This is a genomic window from Hyphococcus sp. D3-15 (assembly GCF_055809375.1).
Genome location: NZ_CM147910.1, coordinates 3257807 through 3272415, shown reverse-complemented (window position 1 = coordinate 3272415; position 14609 = coordinate 3257807). Strand labels below are relative to the sequence as shown.

The window sequence follows — 14609 nt, the reverse complement described above, 5'->3', positions numbered from 1 at the left end:
TTCGCGCGTAATTAAAGGGTTCTCACATGCGTATTCTCTGCACCAATGATGACGGCATTTATGCGCGCGGGCTCGAAAGCCTTGTGAAGATCGCGCGCGACTTGTCCGATGATGTCTGGGTCTGTGCGCCGCAGGAAGAGCAATCCGGCGCCGCGCGCGCGCTGACGCTGGCGCATCCGGTTCGCATGCGTGAATATGATGCGCGGCGTTTTGCGGTGACCGGCACGCCGAGCGATGCGGTCTTGATGGGCATTCAAAAAGTGCTGGGCGGCAAAAAGCCGGATCTCATTCTCTCCGGCGTCAATAACGGCCAGAACCTTGCGGAAGATGTGACGGTTTCCGGCACCATCGCCGGCGCGTTTCAGGGCATGGCCATGGGCGTGCCGTCCATTGCGTTGTCGCTGTCGCGGCTGGCGCGTGATGCGGCGCGCTGGGAAACGCCGGAGGCCCATGGCGCAAAAATCGTTCGCATGTTGCTGGAGGCGGGCTGGCCCGAAAATGTCGTCATGAATGTCAATTTTCCCGACTGCGCTCCGGATGATATCGCCGGCGTAGAAGCGACGCGTCAGGGCCATCGCGACTCGGTTCAACTCTTCGCCGAGGAGCGCCGGGATCTGCGCGGCGGGACCTATTTCTGGTATGGTTTTTCAGGCGAGCTTTCCAACCCGCCAGAGGGGACGGATCTGCGCGCAATCTATGACGGGCGGATTTCAATCACGCCGCTGCATCTGTCGCTGACCGACAATCCAACCCGTGACGCGCTGGAAAAGGCGCTGGCGAAAAACGCCTAGGCGGCGCGTTTCAGGCTTGTGGGAAATGCTGCAACAAAAGCTTAACGATCACGCCATATCTTAACGCTTCGTTAACCAAAGAAGACAAACGTCGGATCGAATCGGCGATTGGATTTGCGGAAAACGTTCCGCAGCTTTTTTGCATTGAGGAGGGGCGATGAAACGCGTGCGTTGGGCGATGTTGACGGGATCACTACTGGCGATTTCCGCTTGTGGTTCTCACAGCAATCATGCGCCGGTGGTTTACGGCTCTGATGCTGCGCGCCAGACCCGCGTTTATCATTCGCCAGAAGAAATCTATCGCGAACAGCAGGCGGCGCGCGCTCAGACCGCGCAAGCGCCGGCCTACCGGCAACCGGAATTCAATCCGCGTCCGGCGGCGAGCATTGAACCGGTGCAGCTTTCGCCTTTGTCGGCCGTTTATCTCGACGACGCCGATCGCGCCCGCGTTCACAAAACATCCGCAACGCCGCCGGCGCATTTGCACAAAGCCAAGGGCTATATTGAAGTGCAGCGCGGCGACACGGTTTATGCGATCGCGCGCCGGTTCAATGTGACGCCTGCGGCGGTGATTGACGAGAATGATCTGAAAAAGCCCTATGCGCTGAAGGTCGGTCAGGCGTTGAAACTGCCGAGCGGCGCAACGGCTCTGGCTGTTGACGCGCCATCGCGGCAGACCGCCAGCGCGGCTGTTTCAACGCGTCAGGTTGTGGCGGCAGACAAGCTCTACACCGTGCGCGCAGGCGACACGCTTTACGAAATTTCGCGCCGTACCGGCGTGCCGGTGCAAAACATCGCCGCCGCCAACAAGATGCAGCCGCCCTATGCGCTGGATGTGGGGCAGGGATTGCTGATCCCGCAGGCGCCGACAGGCGCGTCGCGCCCGATGACCGTCGCGCGCACCGCGCCCGCCAAGCCCGCCGAGACGCAAGCCCCCGCCAACGTCGCCGAGATTGCGCGCAATGCTTCCTATACGAAGCCCGCGCCGGTTTCCGCCAAATCGATGTTTGACTGGCCGGTGCATGGCGCAGTGGTTTCTGAATTCGGATCGGGAAATCTCGGCCGCCGAAATGACGGCGTGAACATCGCCGCGCCGGTCGGCGCTCCGGTGCGCGCCGCTGCGGATGGACAAGTCGTCTATCGCGGCTCGGAACTGGAAGGCTTTGGAAATCTGTTGCTGATCAAGCATCAGGACGGGTTCGTCACGGCCTACGCCCATAATGACACGATGCTCGTCAAAAAGGGCGATCAAATCCGTAAAGGCCAGGTCATCGCAAAAGTCGGGCAAACCGGCGCGGTGACAACGCCGCAATTGCATTTTGAAATCCGCCAGCAAAGTCAGGCCATCGACCCGGTTGCATTGCTCGGCAAACCATAATACGCGCCTGTGTAAAGCGCGGACTGACGAGTTAGTAGCTGCGTATTCCGTATAAAGAAGAAAATCAGTTGAGTATCATTTGGCGGGCCTGTTGGCCCGCTTTTTCTTTGCCAGCCCGCGTTGCCGGTTCGCGTCGTGCTTGTTCGGTTCAGGTGATTTTTCCCGGCCGGCTCGCGATCAGGCGGCGGGCGAGAAATTCCGGACTGGCGTTAAGCAGGCCTTCGGAAATAAACGCGGTTTCGGAAAAATGCGCCAAGGCCAGTCCGCCTTCAAAGGCGGCGCGCAATCCGGCGCCGACGCGTTTGGTTGCATCGAACTTCGTCAGGATGCAGCGCCGCACGCCTATTTCCTTAAAGGCCATGGCCCAGTCCACATATTCATCGGCGTCGCCGCTTGCGGGCAGGACCAGCACGGGCTCCGCATCCGCCGCCTCGCGATATGACCGCAAGGCGGCGATATCGCCTGCATCATAGGGGCTGACGCCGGGCGTATCGAACACCACCGCGCCGCCAGGGCGATGGCTCTTTAAAATTTGCGCCACGTCGAGCGGGGATTCAGCGATAAAATAATCTGCACCCAGGGCGGCCCCATAGGCCCGGATTTGATCAATAGCGCCGGCGCGGCCGACATCAGCGGTGATCATCGTGGCCGGCGCGCCGCCTGCCTGCGCTGACGCGGCGAGTTTTGCGGAGCTTGAGGTCTTGCCGGCGCCAGTGGGGCCGACCAGCATGATCGGCGCGGTCGGCGCAAAATGCAGCGGCGCGTAAGTGAAGACTTCGCGAAAGGCGGTTTCGAGCCGGTACAGGTCTTCGTCAATCTGAGATTTGCGCGCCCCATCGACCAATGCCGCGAGCAGCGCATCGCCAATTCCGTGGGGCGCGAGAATTTCCGCCATAGCGCGAACGCTAACATCGCTCATATCGAGAGAGCGCTGGCTCTTGCCGCCGGTGAGCTTGGAGGAAAGTTTTGACAGAGCGTCGGCGGAGAATTTCGATTCAATATTTTCGCTTAGGCGTGCGCCCGCGCCCATCTTGAACGGGCCTTCATCGACGGCCTCGCGGGCGGCGCCGGCGAATTGCGCTTTCGGCGCTGGCTCCGGCGCAGCCGGGGCGGGTTTGTCGGACGCCGTGACTTCCACATCGCCGCTCGGCAGCTCCCGCACTGAAAGGACCACCATCTTGTCCCCCAGGGCCCGGCGCGCTTTGGACTTGGCGGCGTCAAGGTCAGAGGCGATGAACTTCATCATTGGCGGGATACCGGCGGGTTACTACAGGGCCACATGGCCCGGATTGATACAAAGTCGAGCATAGCGCGAAGCAGGCGCGGGTTCCAAGGGGAGGGCCGCCGCCCGGCCCGCCAGCCGGTCGCCTGGGCGAAAAAAAACCCGCCGGGGCAGCGCCTCGGCGGGTTTCGAAGACCGAAAAGTGTAGGAGGGGTTAGCGGTATTGCTGGACGCGGGTCGCCCGCAGCCCCGGCAGACCAAACTGGTCGATCGCTTTTTGCCAGGACAGAAACTCTTCAACTGTCAGCGTGTAGCGGTTGCACGCTTCTTCAAGCGTCAACAGGCCTCCGCGCACGGCGGCGACAACTTCTGCCTTGCGGCGGATCACCCAGCGTTTGGTGGTCGGCGGCGGCAGATCTTGTAATGTGAGCGGCGTGCCATCCGGACCAATGACATAAGCATCGGTTTTTGCGGATGGTGCAGCGTTGTCAGCAACGACAGACATGAGCTCTATAACCCTTAAAACACAACTATCTTCTGACGCAGACTAGGCGTGCGCTTTTAAAAAACGCCTAAACAGCAAGGTAAAAGCTTCTATAAGTGGTTGATTATTGGTGAAAAAATAGGGTTTCCGCTTTCTGAAAAGGAAACAATTGTATCTTTGTGCGACGCTTCGGGCGGATGCGGTCGCATGATGCGTTGTTGAGATGTATCGCAGCGTTTGCGCGTGGTCTTGTGCCGCGCGCGCGGGTTTTACCGCTAATAACAAGGCTTATGCGCTTGTGGCTGTGAATGGCGCAGGCGCGATGTTGCGGCGAATGCGTGTCGCGCCTATCGCGGCGCAGGAAACTTCGTTTCAGAAAAGGACAGCGCATCGTCCCGTATCAAGACCATGCGGGTTAATTCGGCGCAGGGCGTCGCGTGATAAATTTTGCGGAAATATGCAGATAAAAATGCGCCCTTTCGCAATTTCGATGAAACCGCGGAAGTAAAAGCGCAGCGGAAGGTCCGCCGCTGCGCTTCACAGGTAAGGCACGAAGTGGTCTTAAGACTTTTTGCGCGTTGATTTGCGCTTGACGGTCTTACGTTTTTTGGACGTCGCCGCCGTCCCCAAACCAATATCTTTCGCGAGTTGCGAACGAGACTTTGCATAGTTCGGCGCAGTCATCGGATAATCGGCGGGCAATCCCCATTTGCGGCGATATTCCTCTGGGGACAGATCATAATGCGTACGCAAGTAGCGTTTGAGCATCTTCAGTTTTTTGCCGTCCTCCAAGCAGATCACAAAATCGGGTGTCACCGATTTGTTGATCGGCACGGCTGGCTCGCGGTTAGCGAGGAACGATGCACCTTCTTCGGCGAGGCCGGAGACGGCGGAGTACACATCATGCAGTAGAGTAGGAAGTTGGTCGGCTTTTACAGCATTGTTTCCGACATACGCGGCGACGATATCACTCGCCAGGTGGATCGCGCTGATCTGGTCAACGGAATCCGTCTTCTTATTGGCCATTCTAGTCTTCTCCAGTGCGGAAGCCACCGACAATAGCGTTCTCGCTATCCCTTGCCTTCTCGGCAGCCCGCAGGTTCTAGGCGCAACTTGCCATTGCGCACAGTTTTCACCCCGCAAGGGCGGTAACGGGTCTTTCTGCTGATAGCAAGCTGCTCATTTATGATGACTGTTAAATCAGCGTTGTATAAAGCCGATTTCTTCCACTTTAAGTGAAGCTGTATTTGTCATTCGTTTTTGGCATGATATCATTCCGGCTAAGCATGCGTTTAAGTCGGCTAATGGGTGCGGCGATTGGGTAGGGCGCTTTTGGGCCTGGATGTTTGGCGGCGCCATTGCTGGCGGGGGCGGCCGCCTCTATATGTCGCCGCTGTTAGTGGGGCCTCATTTCCGGGGTCGAATGCCGCCAGGAGCCGCCGGGATGAGCGCAAGTAAATTAGCCAGTGACGTCGCCAGTTCTTACAAGCTTCCGGAAGGATTTTTCACCGAATCGCTCTCCAGCCGCGATGACGAAGTCTTTCATTGGGTGAAGGGCGAACTCGCCCGCCAGCAGCATCAGATCGAGCTGATCGCGTCGGAAAACATTGTTTCAAAGGCGGTTCTCGAGGCGGCCGGGTCGGTGCTGACCAACAAATACGCCGAAGGATATCCCGGCAAGCGCTATTATGGCGGTTGTGAGCAGGTGGACGAGGTCGAAGAAATCGCCATCGCGCGGGCGAAAAAGCTGTTTAACTGCGAAGAGGCGATCGTTCAGCCGCATTCCGGCAGCCAGGCAAATCAATGTGTTTTCATGGGCTTGATGAAGCCGGGCGACACTTTCATCGGCATGGATCTCGCCGCTGGCGGTCACCTTACCCATGGCGGCGCGGCCAACCAGTCCGGCAAATGGTTCAATGCGGTGTCCTACAGCGTCACCAAAGACGATCACCGCATCGACTTTGACCAACTGGAAAGCCTTGCGAAGCAACACAAGCCGAAGATCATCATCGCCGGCGGCAGCGCTTATTCCCGCATCATCGACTTCAAGCGGTTCCGCGAGATCGCAGACAGCGTTGGCGCTTTCTTGATGGTCGACATGGCGCATTTCGCCGGGCTTGTCGCGGGCGGGGTTTATCCCAATCCGCTGGAGCACGCCCATGTTGTGACCACGACCACCCACAAGACGCTGCGCGGCCCACGTGGCGGGATGGTGCTGACCAATGACCCGGCTTTGGCGAAAAAAATCCGCTCCGCATTGTTTCCGGGCATTCAGGGCGGTCCTTTGATGCACATCATCGCCGCCAAGGCGGTGGCGTTCGGAGAGGCGCTGCGTCCTGAATTCAAGACCTATGCGCAAGCGGTCATCGACAACGCCCAGGCGCTTGCGGGATCGCTGGTCGATGCGGGCTATGCGGTGGTCTCAGGCGGCACGGACACGCATCTGGCGCTGATCGATCTGCGGCCCAAGGGCGTTAAAGGCAATGAAGCCGAGCATAGCCTCGAGCGCGCCGGCATCACCTGCAACAAGAACGGCGTCCCTTACGATCCTGAAAAATTCACCATCACTTCAGGCATTCGAATCGGCTCGCCAGCCGGGACCACTCGCGGCTTTGGCGTCGCCGAGTTCCAGGAAGTGGGCGCGATGATGGCCGATGTCCTCGACGCGCTGGCGGCGAAGGGTGAGGCGGATCCGGCGGTGGAAGCGTCTGTCATGGCCAGGGTCAAGGCTCTGACGGCGCAGTTTCCCATTTACGGCTGACTCGCGTAGAACCGGCCTTCTGTAGGTTTTTTATCGCATTTTCTTAACGCGAACCGGCATCCACTTCGCTTGAAAATGCTCTGACCAGCCGGAGGCAAGCCCATGCGATGTCCGTTTTGCGGCAGCGATGATACCCAGGTTAAAGATTCCCGTCCCGCAGAGGACGGCGCGTCGGTTCGCCGACGGCGGGAATGCTCTGCCTGCGGCGGCCGCTTCACGACCTTCGAGCGGGTGCAATTGCGTGAGCTGGTGGTGATCAAGAGCACCGGCAAGCGTGCGCCCTTCGACCGCGACAAGCTGATGCGTTCGATCCTGGTGGCGCTGAGAAAGCGCGATTTCGAGCCGGAGCGGATGGAGCAGATGGTTTCCGGCATCGTCCGCCGCCTCGAGGCCACCGGCGAATCCGAGATCGAAACCAAATTGATCGGCGAGATGGTGATGGAAGGCCTCGCCAAGCTCGATGATGTCGCTTATGTGCGCTATGCGTCGGTCTATAAAAATTTCAGAGAAGCAAAAGACTTCGGTGAATTTCTTGGCGGCATGGAAGAGGGTGAGGGCGAATAGCCCTTGCTGATATTGAGTTTGGACAAGGCCCTTGGGCGCAATGAGTATGACCGCAAAAGACAATAAAAAAACCGAAGGCGCGCCGCCGCGCTCCGCCGCCCGGCTCGCCGCCGTGCAAGCGCTCTATCAAATGGAGACGGGGCGTCAGGGCGTTGAGTCGATTATCCGTGAATTCAAGGACTTCCGCCTTGGCGGTGAGATCGAAGGTGAAACGCTTCATGCGGCGGATGCGGCGTTTTTCGCCGACATTCTGCGCGGCGCTGTGGAGACGCAGGGCAAGCTGGATCCGTATCTGCAACGCCAGCTTGCGGAAGGCTGGCGCCTGGCGCGACTCGACGCGACGGTGCGGGCGATCTTGCGCGCCGGTTTGTACGAGATGATCCGCCGGCCCGATGTGCCCTACAAAGTCGTCATCAACGAATATGTGGATGTGGCGCGCGCCTTTTTCGAAGGCGACGAGCCGGGCTTTATCAATGCGGTGCTGGATGCGGCGGCGAAGGAAGCGCGCAGCGATGAATTGCAGCTATAGCAATCAGGGTTGGCGCTAGGGGCGCATGAGCGAATTTGACATCATCCACGAGATTTTTGCGCCGCTGACGGCGTCGGCGCCGGGCGCCTTTGGTCTCACCGATGATGCTGCGCTGCTTGAATCTCAGCAATTTGTGGTCACCAAAGACCTGATGGTGGCGGGGGTGCATTTCCTCCCGAAAGATCCGCTAGATCTTGTTGCGCGCAAGCTCATCCGCGCGAATTTGTCTGACCTTGCGGCGAAGGGCGCCAAGCCGGCGGGGTATTTTCTCGGCTGTGTCTGGCCGCAAAATGTAAAGCGCGCAGATATAGAGTTGTTTGCGCGCGGCCTCGCCGAAGACCAGCAGCAATTCCGAATTTCGCTATATGGCGGCGACACAACGGTGCATGGCGCGAAGAGCGCGCCGCTGACGTTGTCGGCGACATTTTTCGGCGCGCCGCCGCGCCAGGGCATGACCCCGCGTTCGGGCGCATCGCTTGGCGATGATCTATATGTGTCGGGCACGATCGGCGATGCGGGGCTTGGCCTCGCGGCGCTTAGGAAAGAGTTCAAGTTCACGACCGTCGACAAAGCATCGCTGGCGAGCCGTTATCACCTTCCAGAGCCGCGGCTGTCATTGGGGGCGGCGTTGGCGGGGCTGGCGACCGCTGCGATTGACGTATCCGACGGACTGATCGCTGACGCCGGGCATCTGGCGCGCGCATCCGGCTTGCGGGCGGAAATCGAAGCTGTGGCGGTGCCGCGCTCCGCCGGCGCGGCGTCATGGGTCGCGGCGCAGGAAAACCGCTGGAAAGCGCTCGCGGCGCTGACCGGGTTTGGTGATGATTATGAAATTCTGTTTGCTGCGCCGCCGGCCATGCGCCGCTCTGTGACGGTCGCCGCCAAAGCCTCGCGCACCGAAGTTTCGCGTATCGGCACGCTGACGAGAGGCGACGGTGTGTTGTTTCTCGCCGAAGGCGGCGCGCCGATTGCCGTACCGCATAGCGGCTTCGACCACTTCACAAAGCGCTGACCTTCGGTCTCGCGCCGAGCCTTACTGACCGGGGACCGGGCCTTCTTCGCCCAGCGAGGCAGGCAGCGCGCCCACATTGCCCAGCAATTGCTCCCAGAAATTCAGCTCCTTGCCGCGTGTCGGCGTTTCACGCTGGACGAGGCGAATGTCTTCGCCGTCTTCCAGGGAGTAGGTGTCGAACTTGCTCACTTCGCCGCTGGCGGGATCGAAATTGATGGCGATGACATTGCGCGTTGATGTCTTGGGCTTGAAGAAGGCGCGGGTCTGGTCGGTGGAGTAAAGATAGTACCAGGCGTTGCGGTCGAATGTGCCGATCATCGACGGCTCGCCATATTTCGCGAGGATCGAGATCCTTGGTGTCGAAGCCTACTTTGGCCTCCAGCGCTGACTGGTCCGCTTCAAGGACATAGCCATGGGAGGTGCGGACGGAAACGCAGGCCTGTAGTGAGAAAAAGCACAACGCAAGCAGGACAAATCTGGTCATCGGGTTCTCTTTACTCTGCCGGATCGGCCTGCCGGGCGGGGCGTCCCGCGGGCGGCGCGACCAAACCTGCGACGCCCGGGGACTTGATCCCGGGCCTTGTGAGGAATAACTGGCCTTCGATACCAGTGATTTCAACTCGCCGCAAATCCAAGATGTCGTCCCTGATATGGGCAAGCAGGCGGTTTTCGCCCGCGCCGAAGAGGAAAAGCCAGATGTTCAAGGCGTTATTCAGGAAAGATCCCGCCCATGAGGCTGGCCGGGCGCTCTATGCGGCGGCGGTGGAGCAAGCCCGTAATCCTGTGCTGTATCAGAAATTCGGCGCGCCGGACACGGTTGAAGGCCGGTTCGAACAGGTGGCGCTGCATGTCTATCTCATCATGCGCCGCCTCAAGGGCGACGAGGCCGCCAAACAGGCGAGCCAGAGCCTCATTGATGCGATGTTTCAGAATATGGATGACAGCCTGCGCGAGCTTGGAGTCGGCGATCTTCAGGTCGGCAAGAAAGTGCGCAAGCTGGCGGAAAATTATTATGGCCGCGTAGAGGCTTACCAGGCCGCGCTTCAGGAAGACGCGGAAGAAGGCGCGCTGGCCTCCGCGCTTGCCCGCAATATTTACGGCGTCGAGGCCAGCGAGAATGCAGACGCGCTCGCGGCCTATGTGCGCCGCGCCGATGATTCGCTCGGCCGCCAGCCTGCATCACGCATCGCAAATGGAATTGTGGTGTTTGCCGCAACGGAACAGACTTCATGACTGACGACGAACAAATCACGCCGGAATTCAGTCACGAGATTGATCTGGGCGACGTCGGAAAGCCGGGCAAAACCTTTCGCTTGTCCGCCAGCGAAGAAGAGCGGCGCAAGGTTGCAGAAAGGCTAGGCGCGCTGTCGATAGAAGCGCTCTCCGGCGAGTTGCAGGTCTTTGTCACGAAATCGACTATTCGCATTGAAGGGACCATCAAGGCCGAGATGACGCGCGAATGTGTCGCGAGCCTCGAGCCGACGCCGGAAAGCATTTCGGAAAGCTTTGATCTGGATTTGCTGCGCACCGCTTCGGATGGCGACGAAGAAGAGAACTGGGATGCGCCGGAAATCCATGAGGGCGATACGCTTGATCTCGGCGAAGTGCTTGTCCAGCAATTATCGCTGGCTATGGACCCATTCCCGCGAAAGGAAGGCGCGGCCAGCCTTGCGGACGCCTACGCCCCTCCCGAAAAAGTTTCGCCCTTTGCCGGGCTTAAACAGGCTTTGGGAAAAGACGATGATAATCAATAGGTTTACGGCGGCGGCGAAGGGGTTATAAGGGCTGTTTCGGCGCTTCCCAGGGGCGCACAAGGGGCGCGTTGCCAGCGGCGGCGGGCGCTCATATTCTGCGCCGCACCAAGAATGGCAGGTTAGTACGGCGATGAGCGAAGCGCGTGAACTAACGCTCGCGGTTGACGCGATGGGCGGCGACGCAGGCCCGCAAGCGGTCGTCGACGGCGTCGCTTATGCGGTGAAGCGCGGCCTTAAAGTGCCGGTCGTGTTCTTTGGCGACAAGGCGCAGCTTGAACCGATGATCGCCGCGCGCCGCGAAATCGCCGGCGCGCAAATCCATCATGCCGATAGCGTTGTCGCGATGACCGACAAGCCGATGCATGTGCTGCGGCGCGGTCGCGATACCTCCATGTGGGCGGCGATAACAGCGCTCAGCGAAGGCAAGGTGCAGGCGGTGGTGTCCGGCGGCAATACCGGCGCGCTCATGGCGGTGGCGCGCAAGCAGCTCGGCATGATTGACGGCATTGACCGTCCGGCAGTGACGGCGTTGTGGCCGACGCCGCGCGGGCGTTCCGTGGTGCTCGATGTCGGCGCCAATGTGGAAGCCGATGAAAATCAACTCGTGCAATTCGCGATCATGGGCGAAGCTTTTTTCCGTGCGCTGATGAATGTCGAGCGGCCGACCGTCGGCCTGCTGAATGTCGGCGCTGAAGATTTGAAGGGCCATGAGCTGATCCGTGCGGCCGCGCGGGTGTTGCGCGAGGCTGACCCGGATATGGCCTTCAAAGGCTTTGTCGAAGGCAATGACATTTCCAAGGGCACTGTGGATGTTGTCGTCACTGACGGCTTCACCGGCAATGTGGCGCTGAAATCGGCTGAAGGCGCGGCGCGGCTGCTTGGCGGCTGGATGAGAGAGACGCTCACCGGCACGCTAAACGCCAAGATTGGCGCGCTGTTGATGGCGCCGGGGTTGCGCAAACTGAAAGACCGGATCGACCCGTCCTCGAATAATGGCGGGGTTTTCCTCGGCGTAAACGGTGTGGTCGTGAAAAGTCATGGCGGGGCGGATGCGCGCGGCGTCGCCAGCGCAGTCAATATGGCGGCGAGCCTTGCGGGACGTCCGTTCCGCGACGATGTAGCGTCTACAGTGAAAAGCGTGATGAACCGGCGTCAACGTATCGCCGAAGCATCGGCGAGTGAAAATACGATAAAAGCGGCGGCGGTATGAGTTTTAAAGCAGTGCTGCGTGGATGCGGCGCTTTTTTGCCCGAGCAAATTCTCACGAATGATGATCTGGCAAAGCGCGTGGACACGAGCGACGAATGGATCCGTGCGCGCACGGGCATTACTGAGCGACACATCGCATCGGAAGGCGAGCTGACATCAGACCTCGCGGCGCGCGCGGCGGAAGCGGCGTTGAAAGACGCCGGGCTGTCTGCTGCGGATATCGACCTTATCATCGTTGCGACGACAACGCCGGATCTGACCTTTCCGTCGACCGCCGCCATCGTGCAGGCGAAGATCGGCGCCGGGGAGGGCGCGGCCTTCGATGTTCAGGCGGTGTGCACGGGCTTTATCTACGCGCTGTCGACAGCGGAGAAATTCCTTCTCAGCGGCCAGCACAAACGCGCGCTGGTGATCGGTGCGGAAACATTCTCGCGCATTCTCGACTGGGAAGACCGCACGACCTGCGTGTTGTTTGGCGACGGCGCGGGCGCCTTTGTGCTGGAAGCTCAGCCTGCGGACGAAGCCGGCGATCGCGGCATGATGGCCAGCTATCTGCGCTGCGACGGGCGCATGGTCGATTTGCTCTATGTGGATGGCGGCGTGTCATCCACCCGCACTACCGGCCATGTCCGGATGCAGGGAAACAAGGTGTTCCGCGAGGCGGTCACCCGGATTTCCGATGCGATGGTGCAGGTCTGCTCTGAAGCAAAGATCGCGGTCACCGAAATTGACTGGTTCGTGCCGCATCAGGCGAATGAACAGATCATCCAGGGCGTGGTCAAAAAGCTCGATTTGCGCCCCGATCAGGTGGTCTCGACCATCGCCCGTCAGGGCAATACCTCCGCCGCGTCGATCCCGCTGGCCTTTTGCGCCGGGGTGGCTGACGGGCGGATCAAGAAGGATGATCTGGTGCTCTTTGAGGCGATGGGCGGCGGTCTCACCTGGGGTGCGGCCCTGATGCGGATTTAGGACGCTCAAATCCGCCTGTCTGAAAAACAGGCAATATATATCAAAGACTTATTGACCAATGCGCCCTCGAGCCGTTAACCTCGCCGCTCTGTGGGACAAGCGGGCAGGACTATCATGACGGGAAAAACCATCACGAGGGCTGACCTGACCGATGCGGTTTATCGGTCGCTTGGCATTTCGCGAAATGAGTCATCGGCATTCGTTGAGCGCATTCTCGACGAAGTGGCGCAAACCCTGGAGCAGGGCGAGACGGTGAAGATTTCCTCCTTCGGGACCTTCTCCGTGCGCGACAAGAAACTGCGCATGGGCCGCAATCCGAAAACCGGCGAAGAAGTGCCGATCGAGCCGCGAAGGGTGATCACCTTCCGCGCGTCGCATGTGCTGAAAGATCAGATCAACAATACTCACCGGCAGGCTGACGCCGCCGAATAGCGCAATTGCGCCAGACTTTGAACCAGAGCTGAATCTGGGGCTGAACCCGGGCTTGAGTTATGTCAGTGGCGAAATCCGCCGATGCCTTCCGAACAATCTCCGAAGCCGCCCAGGAACTGGACGTGCCGCAACATGTATTGCGTCATTGGGAAGAAGTGTTTGGTCAGGTTCGCCCGATGCGCCGGGCAGGCGGGCGGCGCTATTATCGCCCGCTCGACATAGATCTCCTGCGCGGCATTCGCGTTCTGCTTTATGAACAGCGCTACACCACCAAGGGCGTTCAGAAGATCTTCAAGGACGAAGGCATTAAATATGTCTCCGAGATCGGGCGCCGCGCGGCGGCGGGCGAGCCGGTGGATATACGCCCGGTCCTCGAAGATGATGAAAGCGCGCCAAACCAGACAGAAACGCTGGAACTCGGCGAGGCCGAGGCGTTCAAAGCCGCGCCTTTGCCGCCGGAAATGCGCCGGGCGTTGAAGGCGCTGCTGGTCAGGCTCGAAACCGTGCAGGACGCACTGGATCAGGCCGCGCTGGCGCTCGAGGCCATCGAGGCTGAGCGCGACTGAGCGGTCGCGCCTCATGAGGTTTCGCCATGCCGGTCCTGGCGCCAACCCCGGAGGCGCGAAAATCCGCCATGCGCACGATTTCTGCGAAAAATCGGTTTCCACTCCCACGCATCGTGCCTATAAGACGCGCTCGCGCCGGATGAACTCTCATTCGCCGCATGGGTCGGAGCGTAGCGCAGCCTGGTAGCGCACTTGACTGGGGGTCAAGGGGTCGTGGGTTCGAATCCCGCCGCTCCGACCATTTTCTCCAAACACGGATTGATTTGCGCGCCTTGTGCGCATGCGCGCGGTTTACGCAAAAATTACCAAGAATAGATTGGAAGCGCCGATCTCGATTAAGATTTCGGATGGAATTCTGTGTGATTCAGATGGGGTGCTGACTGTCTGACGTTAATCCAATCAGGGACTTCGAATGTTCATCGGTTATCGTGGGAAACATTGTGACCACGCTGGCATGTTCCGGCTTGGCGCAATCACCGGCTTTGCATTGTTTGCGATGCCTGCATTCGCGGCGGAGGCGCCGGCTAAGGAAAAGCCGCCGACCCGGCAAGAACAGCTCTATGAATTCCGCATGCAGTGCCAGAAGGGTCATGGCGAGGCGTGTTTAGAACTCGCACAGACCTATGAGACGCGGCTGGACATGTGGGGCCAGCCGGTGATGGGCGATGGCGTGCGGCGGAATGACAAGAAAGCCGCCTATTATTTCCGTCGCGCTTGCGACTTGGGATTGAAAGATGGCTGTCGCAGTCTCGGCAGGATGTATGAATCCGGCAAGGGCGTTGCGAAGAGCCGGGCTGAGGCCGCCCGCTACAACAATATGGTTTGCGGCATTGGCGACGATGGGCATTGCGAACATCTGAACGGGGCGGCGTTGCGGGACTAGGCGACGCCAGGCGTCCGCGCCTGCATTCGGCGTTCACCCGCGCATTGACGCGGCG

Annotated in this window: 18 protein-coding genes and 1 tRNA gene; 14 read left to right on the top strand and 5 right to left on the bottom strand. The window is 59.8% G+C overall.

Annotated elements, in window-relative coordinates; translation table 11 throughout:
* Positions 1-26 precede the first annotated feature (26 nt).
* Positions 27-791 (top strand): 5'/3'-nucleotidase SurE, encoded by a 765-nt coding sequence (surE, locus tag AC0L8G_RS16055; protein WP_473385174.1) that lies wholly within the window; start codon positions 27-29, stop codon positions 789-791.
* Positions 792-948: 157 nt separating this feature from the next.
* Complete coding sequence (locus AC0L8G_RS16050; RefSeq protein WP_473385173.1) at positions 949-2169, top strand: peptidoglycan DD-metalloendopeptidase family protein; 1221 nt, start codon at positions 949-951, stop codon at positions 2167-2169.
* 148 nt (positions 2170-2317) lie between these two features.
* Here AC0L8G_RS16050 and AC0L8G_RS16045 read toward each other — a convergent pair whose 3' ends face one another.
* From AC0L8G_RS16045 to AC0L8G_RS16035, 3 genes are all read right to left on the bottom strand, one after another.
* Positions 2318-3415 (bottom strand): flagellar biosynthesis protein FlhF, encoded by a 1098-nt coding sequence (locus tag AC0L8G_RS16045; RefSeq protein WP_473385172.1) that lies wholly within the window; start codon positions 3413-3415, stop codon positions 2318-2320.
* A 190-nt stretch (positions 3416-3605) separates the two neighbouring features.
* Positions 3606-3896 carry a CtrA inhibitor SciP gene (sciP, locus tag AC0L8G_RS16040; protein ID WP_473385171.1) on the bottom strand — a complete coding sequence of 97 codons (291 nt, stop codon included), beginning with the start codon at positions 3894-3896 and terminating at the stop codon, positions 3606-3608.
* Between the two features lie 540 nt (positions 3897-4436).
* The gene (locus tag AC0L8G_RS16035) at positions 4437-4901 is read right to left on the bottom strand and encodes a Ros/MucR family transcriptional regulator (RefSeq protein ID WP_473385170.1); all 465 of its coding nucleotides are present in this window, start codon (positions 4899-4901) and stop codon (positions 4437-4439) included.
* Between the two features lie 418 nt (positions 4902-5319).
* Between AC0L8G_RS16035 and glyA the strand changes: the two genes are divergently transcribed.
* The 4 genes from glyA (at position 5320) to thiL (ending at position 8741) form a co-directional block, all read left to right on the top strand.
* Complete coding sequence (gene glyA, locus AC0L8G_RS16030) at positions 5320-6636, top strand: serine hydroxymethyltransferase (RefSeq protein WP_473385169.1); 1317 nt, start codon at positions 5320-5322, stop codon at positions 6634-6636.
* A 102-nt stretch (positions 6637-6738) separates the two neighbouring features.
* Complete coding sequence (nrdR, locus tag AC0L8G_RS16025; protein WP_473385168.1) at positions 6739-7200, top strand: transcriptional regulator NrdR; 462 nt, start codon at positions 6739-6741, stop codon at positions 7198-7200.
* A gap of 46 nt (positions 7201-7246) precedes the next feature.
* On the top strand, positions 7247-7729 hold the full coding sequence (gene nusB / locus AC0L8G_RS16020) for a transcription antitermination factor NusB (RefSeq protein ID WP_473388894.1): 483 nt from the start codon (positions 7247-7249) through the stop codon (positions 7727-7729).
* Positions 7730-7754: 25 nt separating this feature from the next.
* Positions 7755-8741, top strand: a complete 987-nt coding sequence (gene thiL, locus AC0L8G_RS16015) for a thiamine-phosphate kinase (RefSeq protein WP_473385167.1) — start codon at positions 7755-7757, stop codon at positions 8739-8741.
* 21 nt (positions 8742-8762) lie between these two features.
* On the opposite strand, the gene AC0L8G_RS16010 is transcribed toward thiL, so the two are convergent.
* Positions 8763-9059 (bottom strand): hypothetical protein, encoded by a 297-nt coding sequence (locus tag AC0L8G_RS16010; protein ID WP_473385166.1) that lies wholly within the window; start codon positions 9057-9059, stop codon positions 8763-8765.
* Positions 9060-9235: 176 nt separating this feature from the next.
* Complete coding sequence (locus AC0L8G_RS16005) at positions 9236-9445, bottom strand: hypothetical protein (RefSeq protein WP_473385165.1); 210 nt, start codon at positions 9443-9445, stop codon at positions 9236-9238.
* Between AC0L8G_RS16005 and AC0L8G_RS16000 the strand changes: the two genes are divergently transcribed.
* The 8 genes from AC0L8G_RS16000 (at position 9438) to AC0L8G_RS15965 (ending at position 14554) form a co-directional block, all read left to right on the top strand.
* Positions 9438-9974, top strand: a complete 537-nt coding sequence (locus AC0L8G_RS16000; RefSeq protein ID WP_473385164.1) for a ubiquinol-cytochrome C chaperone family protein — start codon at positions 9438-9440, stop codon at positions 9972-9974. The genes AC0L8G_RS16005 and AC0L8G_RS16000 overlap by 8 nt on opposite strands.
* Positions 9971-10495: a YceD family protein gene (locus AC0L8G_RS15995; RefSeq protein WP_473385163.1), complete on the top strand. Its 525-nt coding sequence runs from the start codon at positions 9971-9973 to the stop codon at positions 10493-10495. Before AC0L8G_RS16000 ends, AC0L8G_RS15995 begins: the two co-directional genes overlap by 4 nt.
* A 130-nt stretch (positions 10496-10625) precedes the next feature.
* A complete protein-coding gene (gene plsX / locus AC0L8G_RS15990) occupies positions 10626-11705 on the top strand; it encodes a phosphate acyltransferase PlsX (RefSeq protein ID WP_473385162.1) in 1080 nt (359 codons plus the stop codon).
* Positions 11702-12673, top strand: a complete 972-nt coding sequence (locus AC0L8G_RS15985; RefSeq protein ID WP_473385161.1) for a beta-ketoacyl-ACP synthase III — start codon at positions 11702-11704, stop codon at positions 12671-12673. Before plsX ends, AC0L8G_RS15985 begins: the two co-directional genes overlap by 4 nt.
* Positions 12674-12787: 114 nt before the next feature.
* On the top strand, positions 12788-13105 hold the full coding sequence (locus AC0L8G_RS15980) for an integration host factor subunit alpha (RefSeq protein WP_473385160.1): 318 nt from the start codon (positions 12788-12790) through the stop codon (positions 13103-13105).
* 59 nt (positions 13106-13164) lie between these two features.
* On the top strand, positions 13165-13671 hold the full coding sequence (locus AC0L8G_RS15975; protein ID WP_473385159.1) for a MerR family transcriptional regulator: 507 nt from the start codon (positions 13165-13167) through the stop codon (positions 13669-13671).
* A 164-nt stretch (positions 13672-13835) separates the two neighbouring features.
* A tRNA-Pro gene (locus tag AC0L8G_RS15970) sits at positions 13836-13912 on the top strand.
* A gap of 171 nt (positions 13913-14083) precedes the next feature.
* Positions 14084-14554, top strand: coding sequence for a tetratricopeptide repeat protein (locus AC0L8G_RS15965; protein ID WP_473385158.1), 471 nt, complete (start codon positions 14084-14086; stop codon positions 14552-14554).
* Positions 14555-14609: the final 55 nt, after the last annotated feature.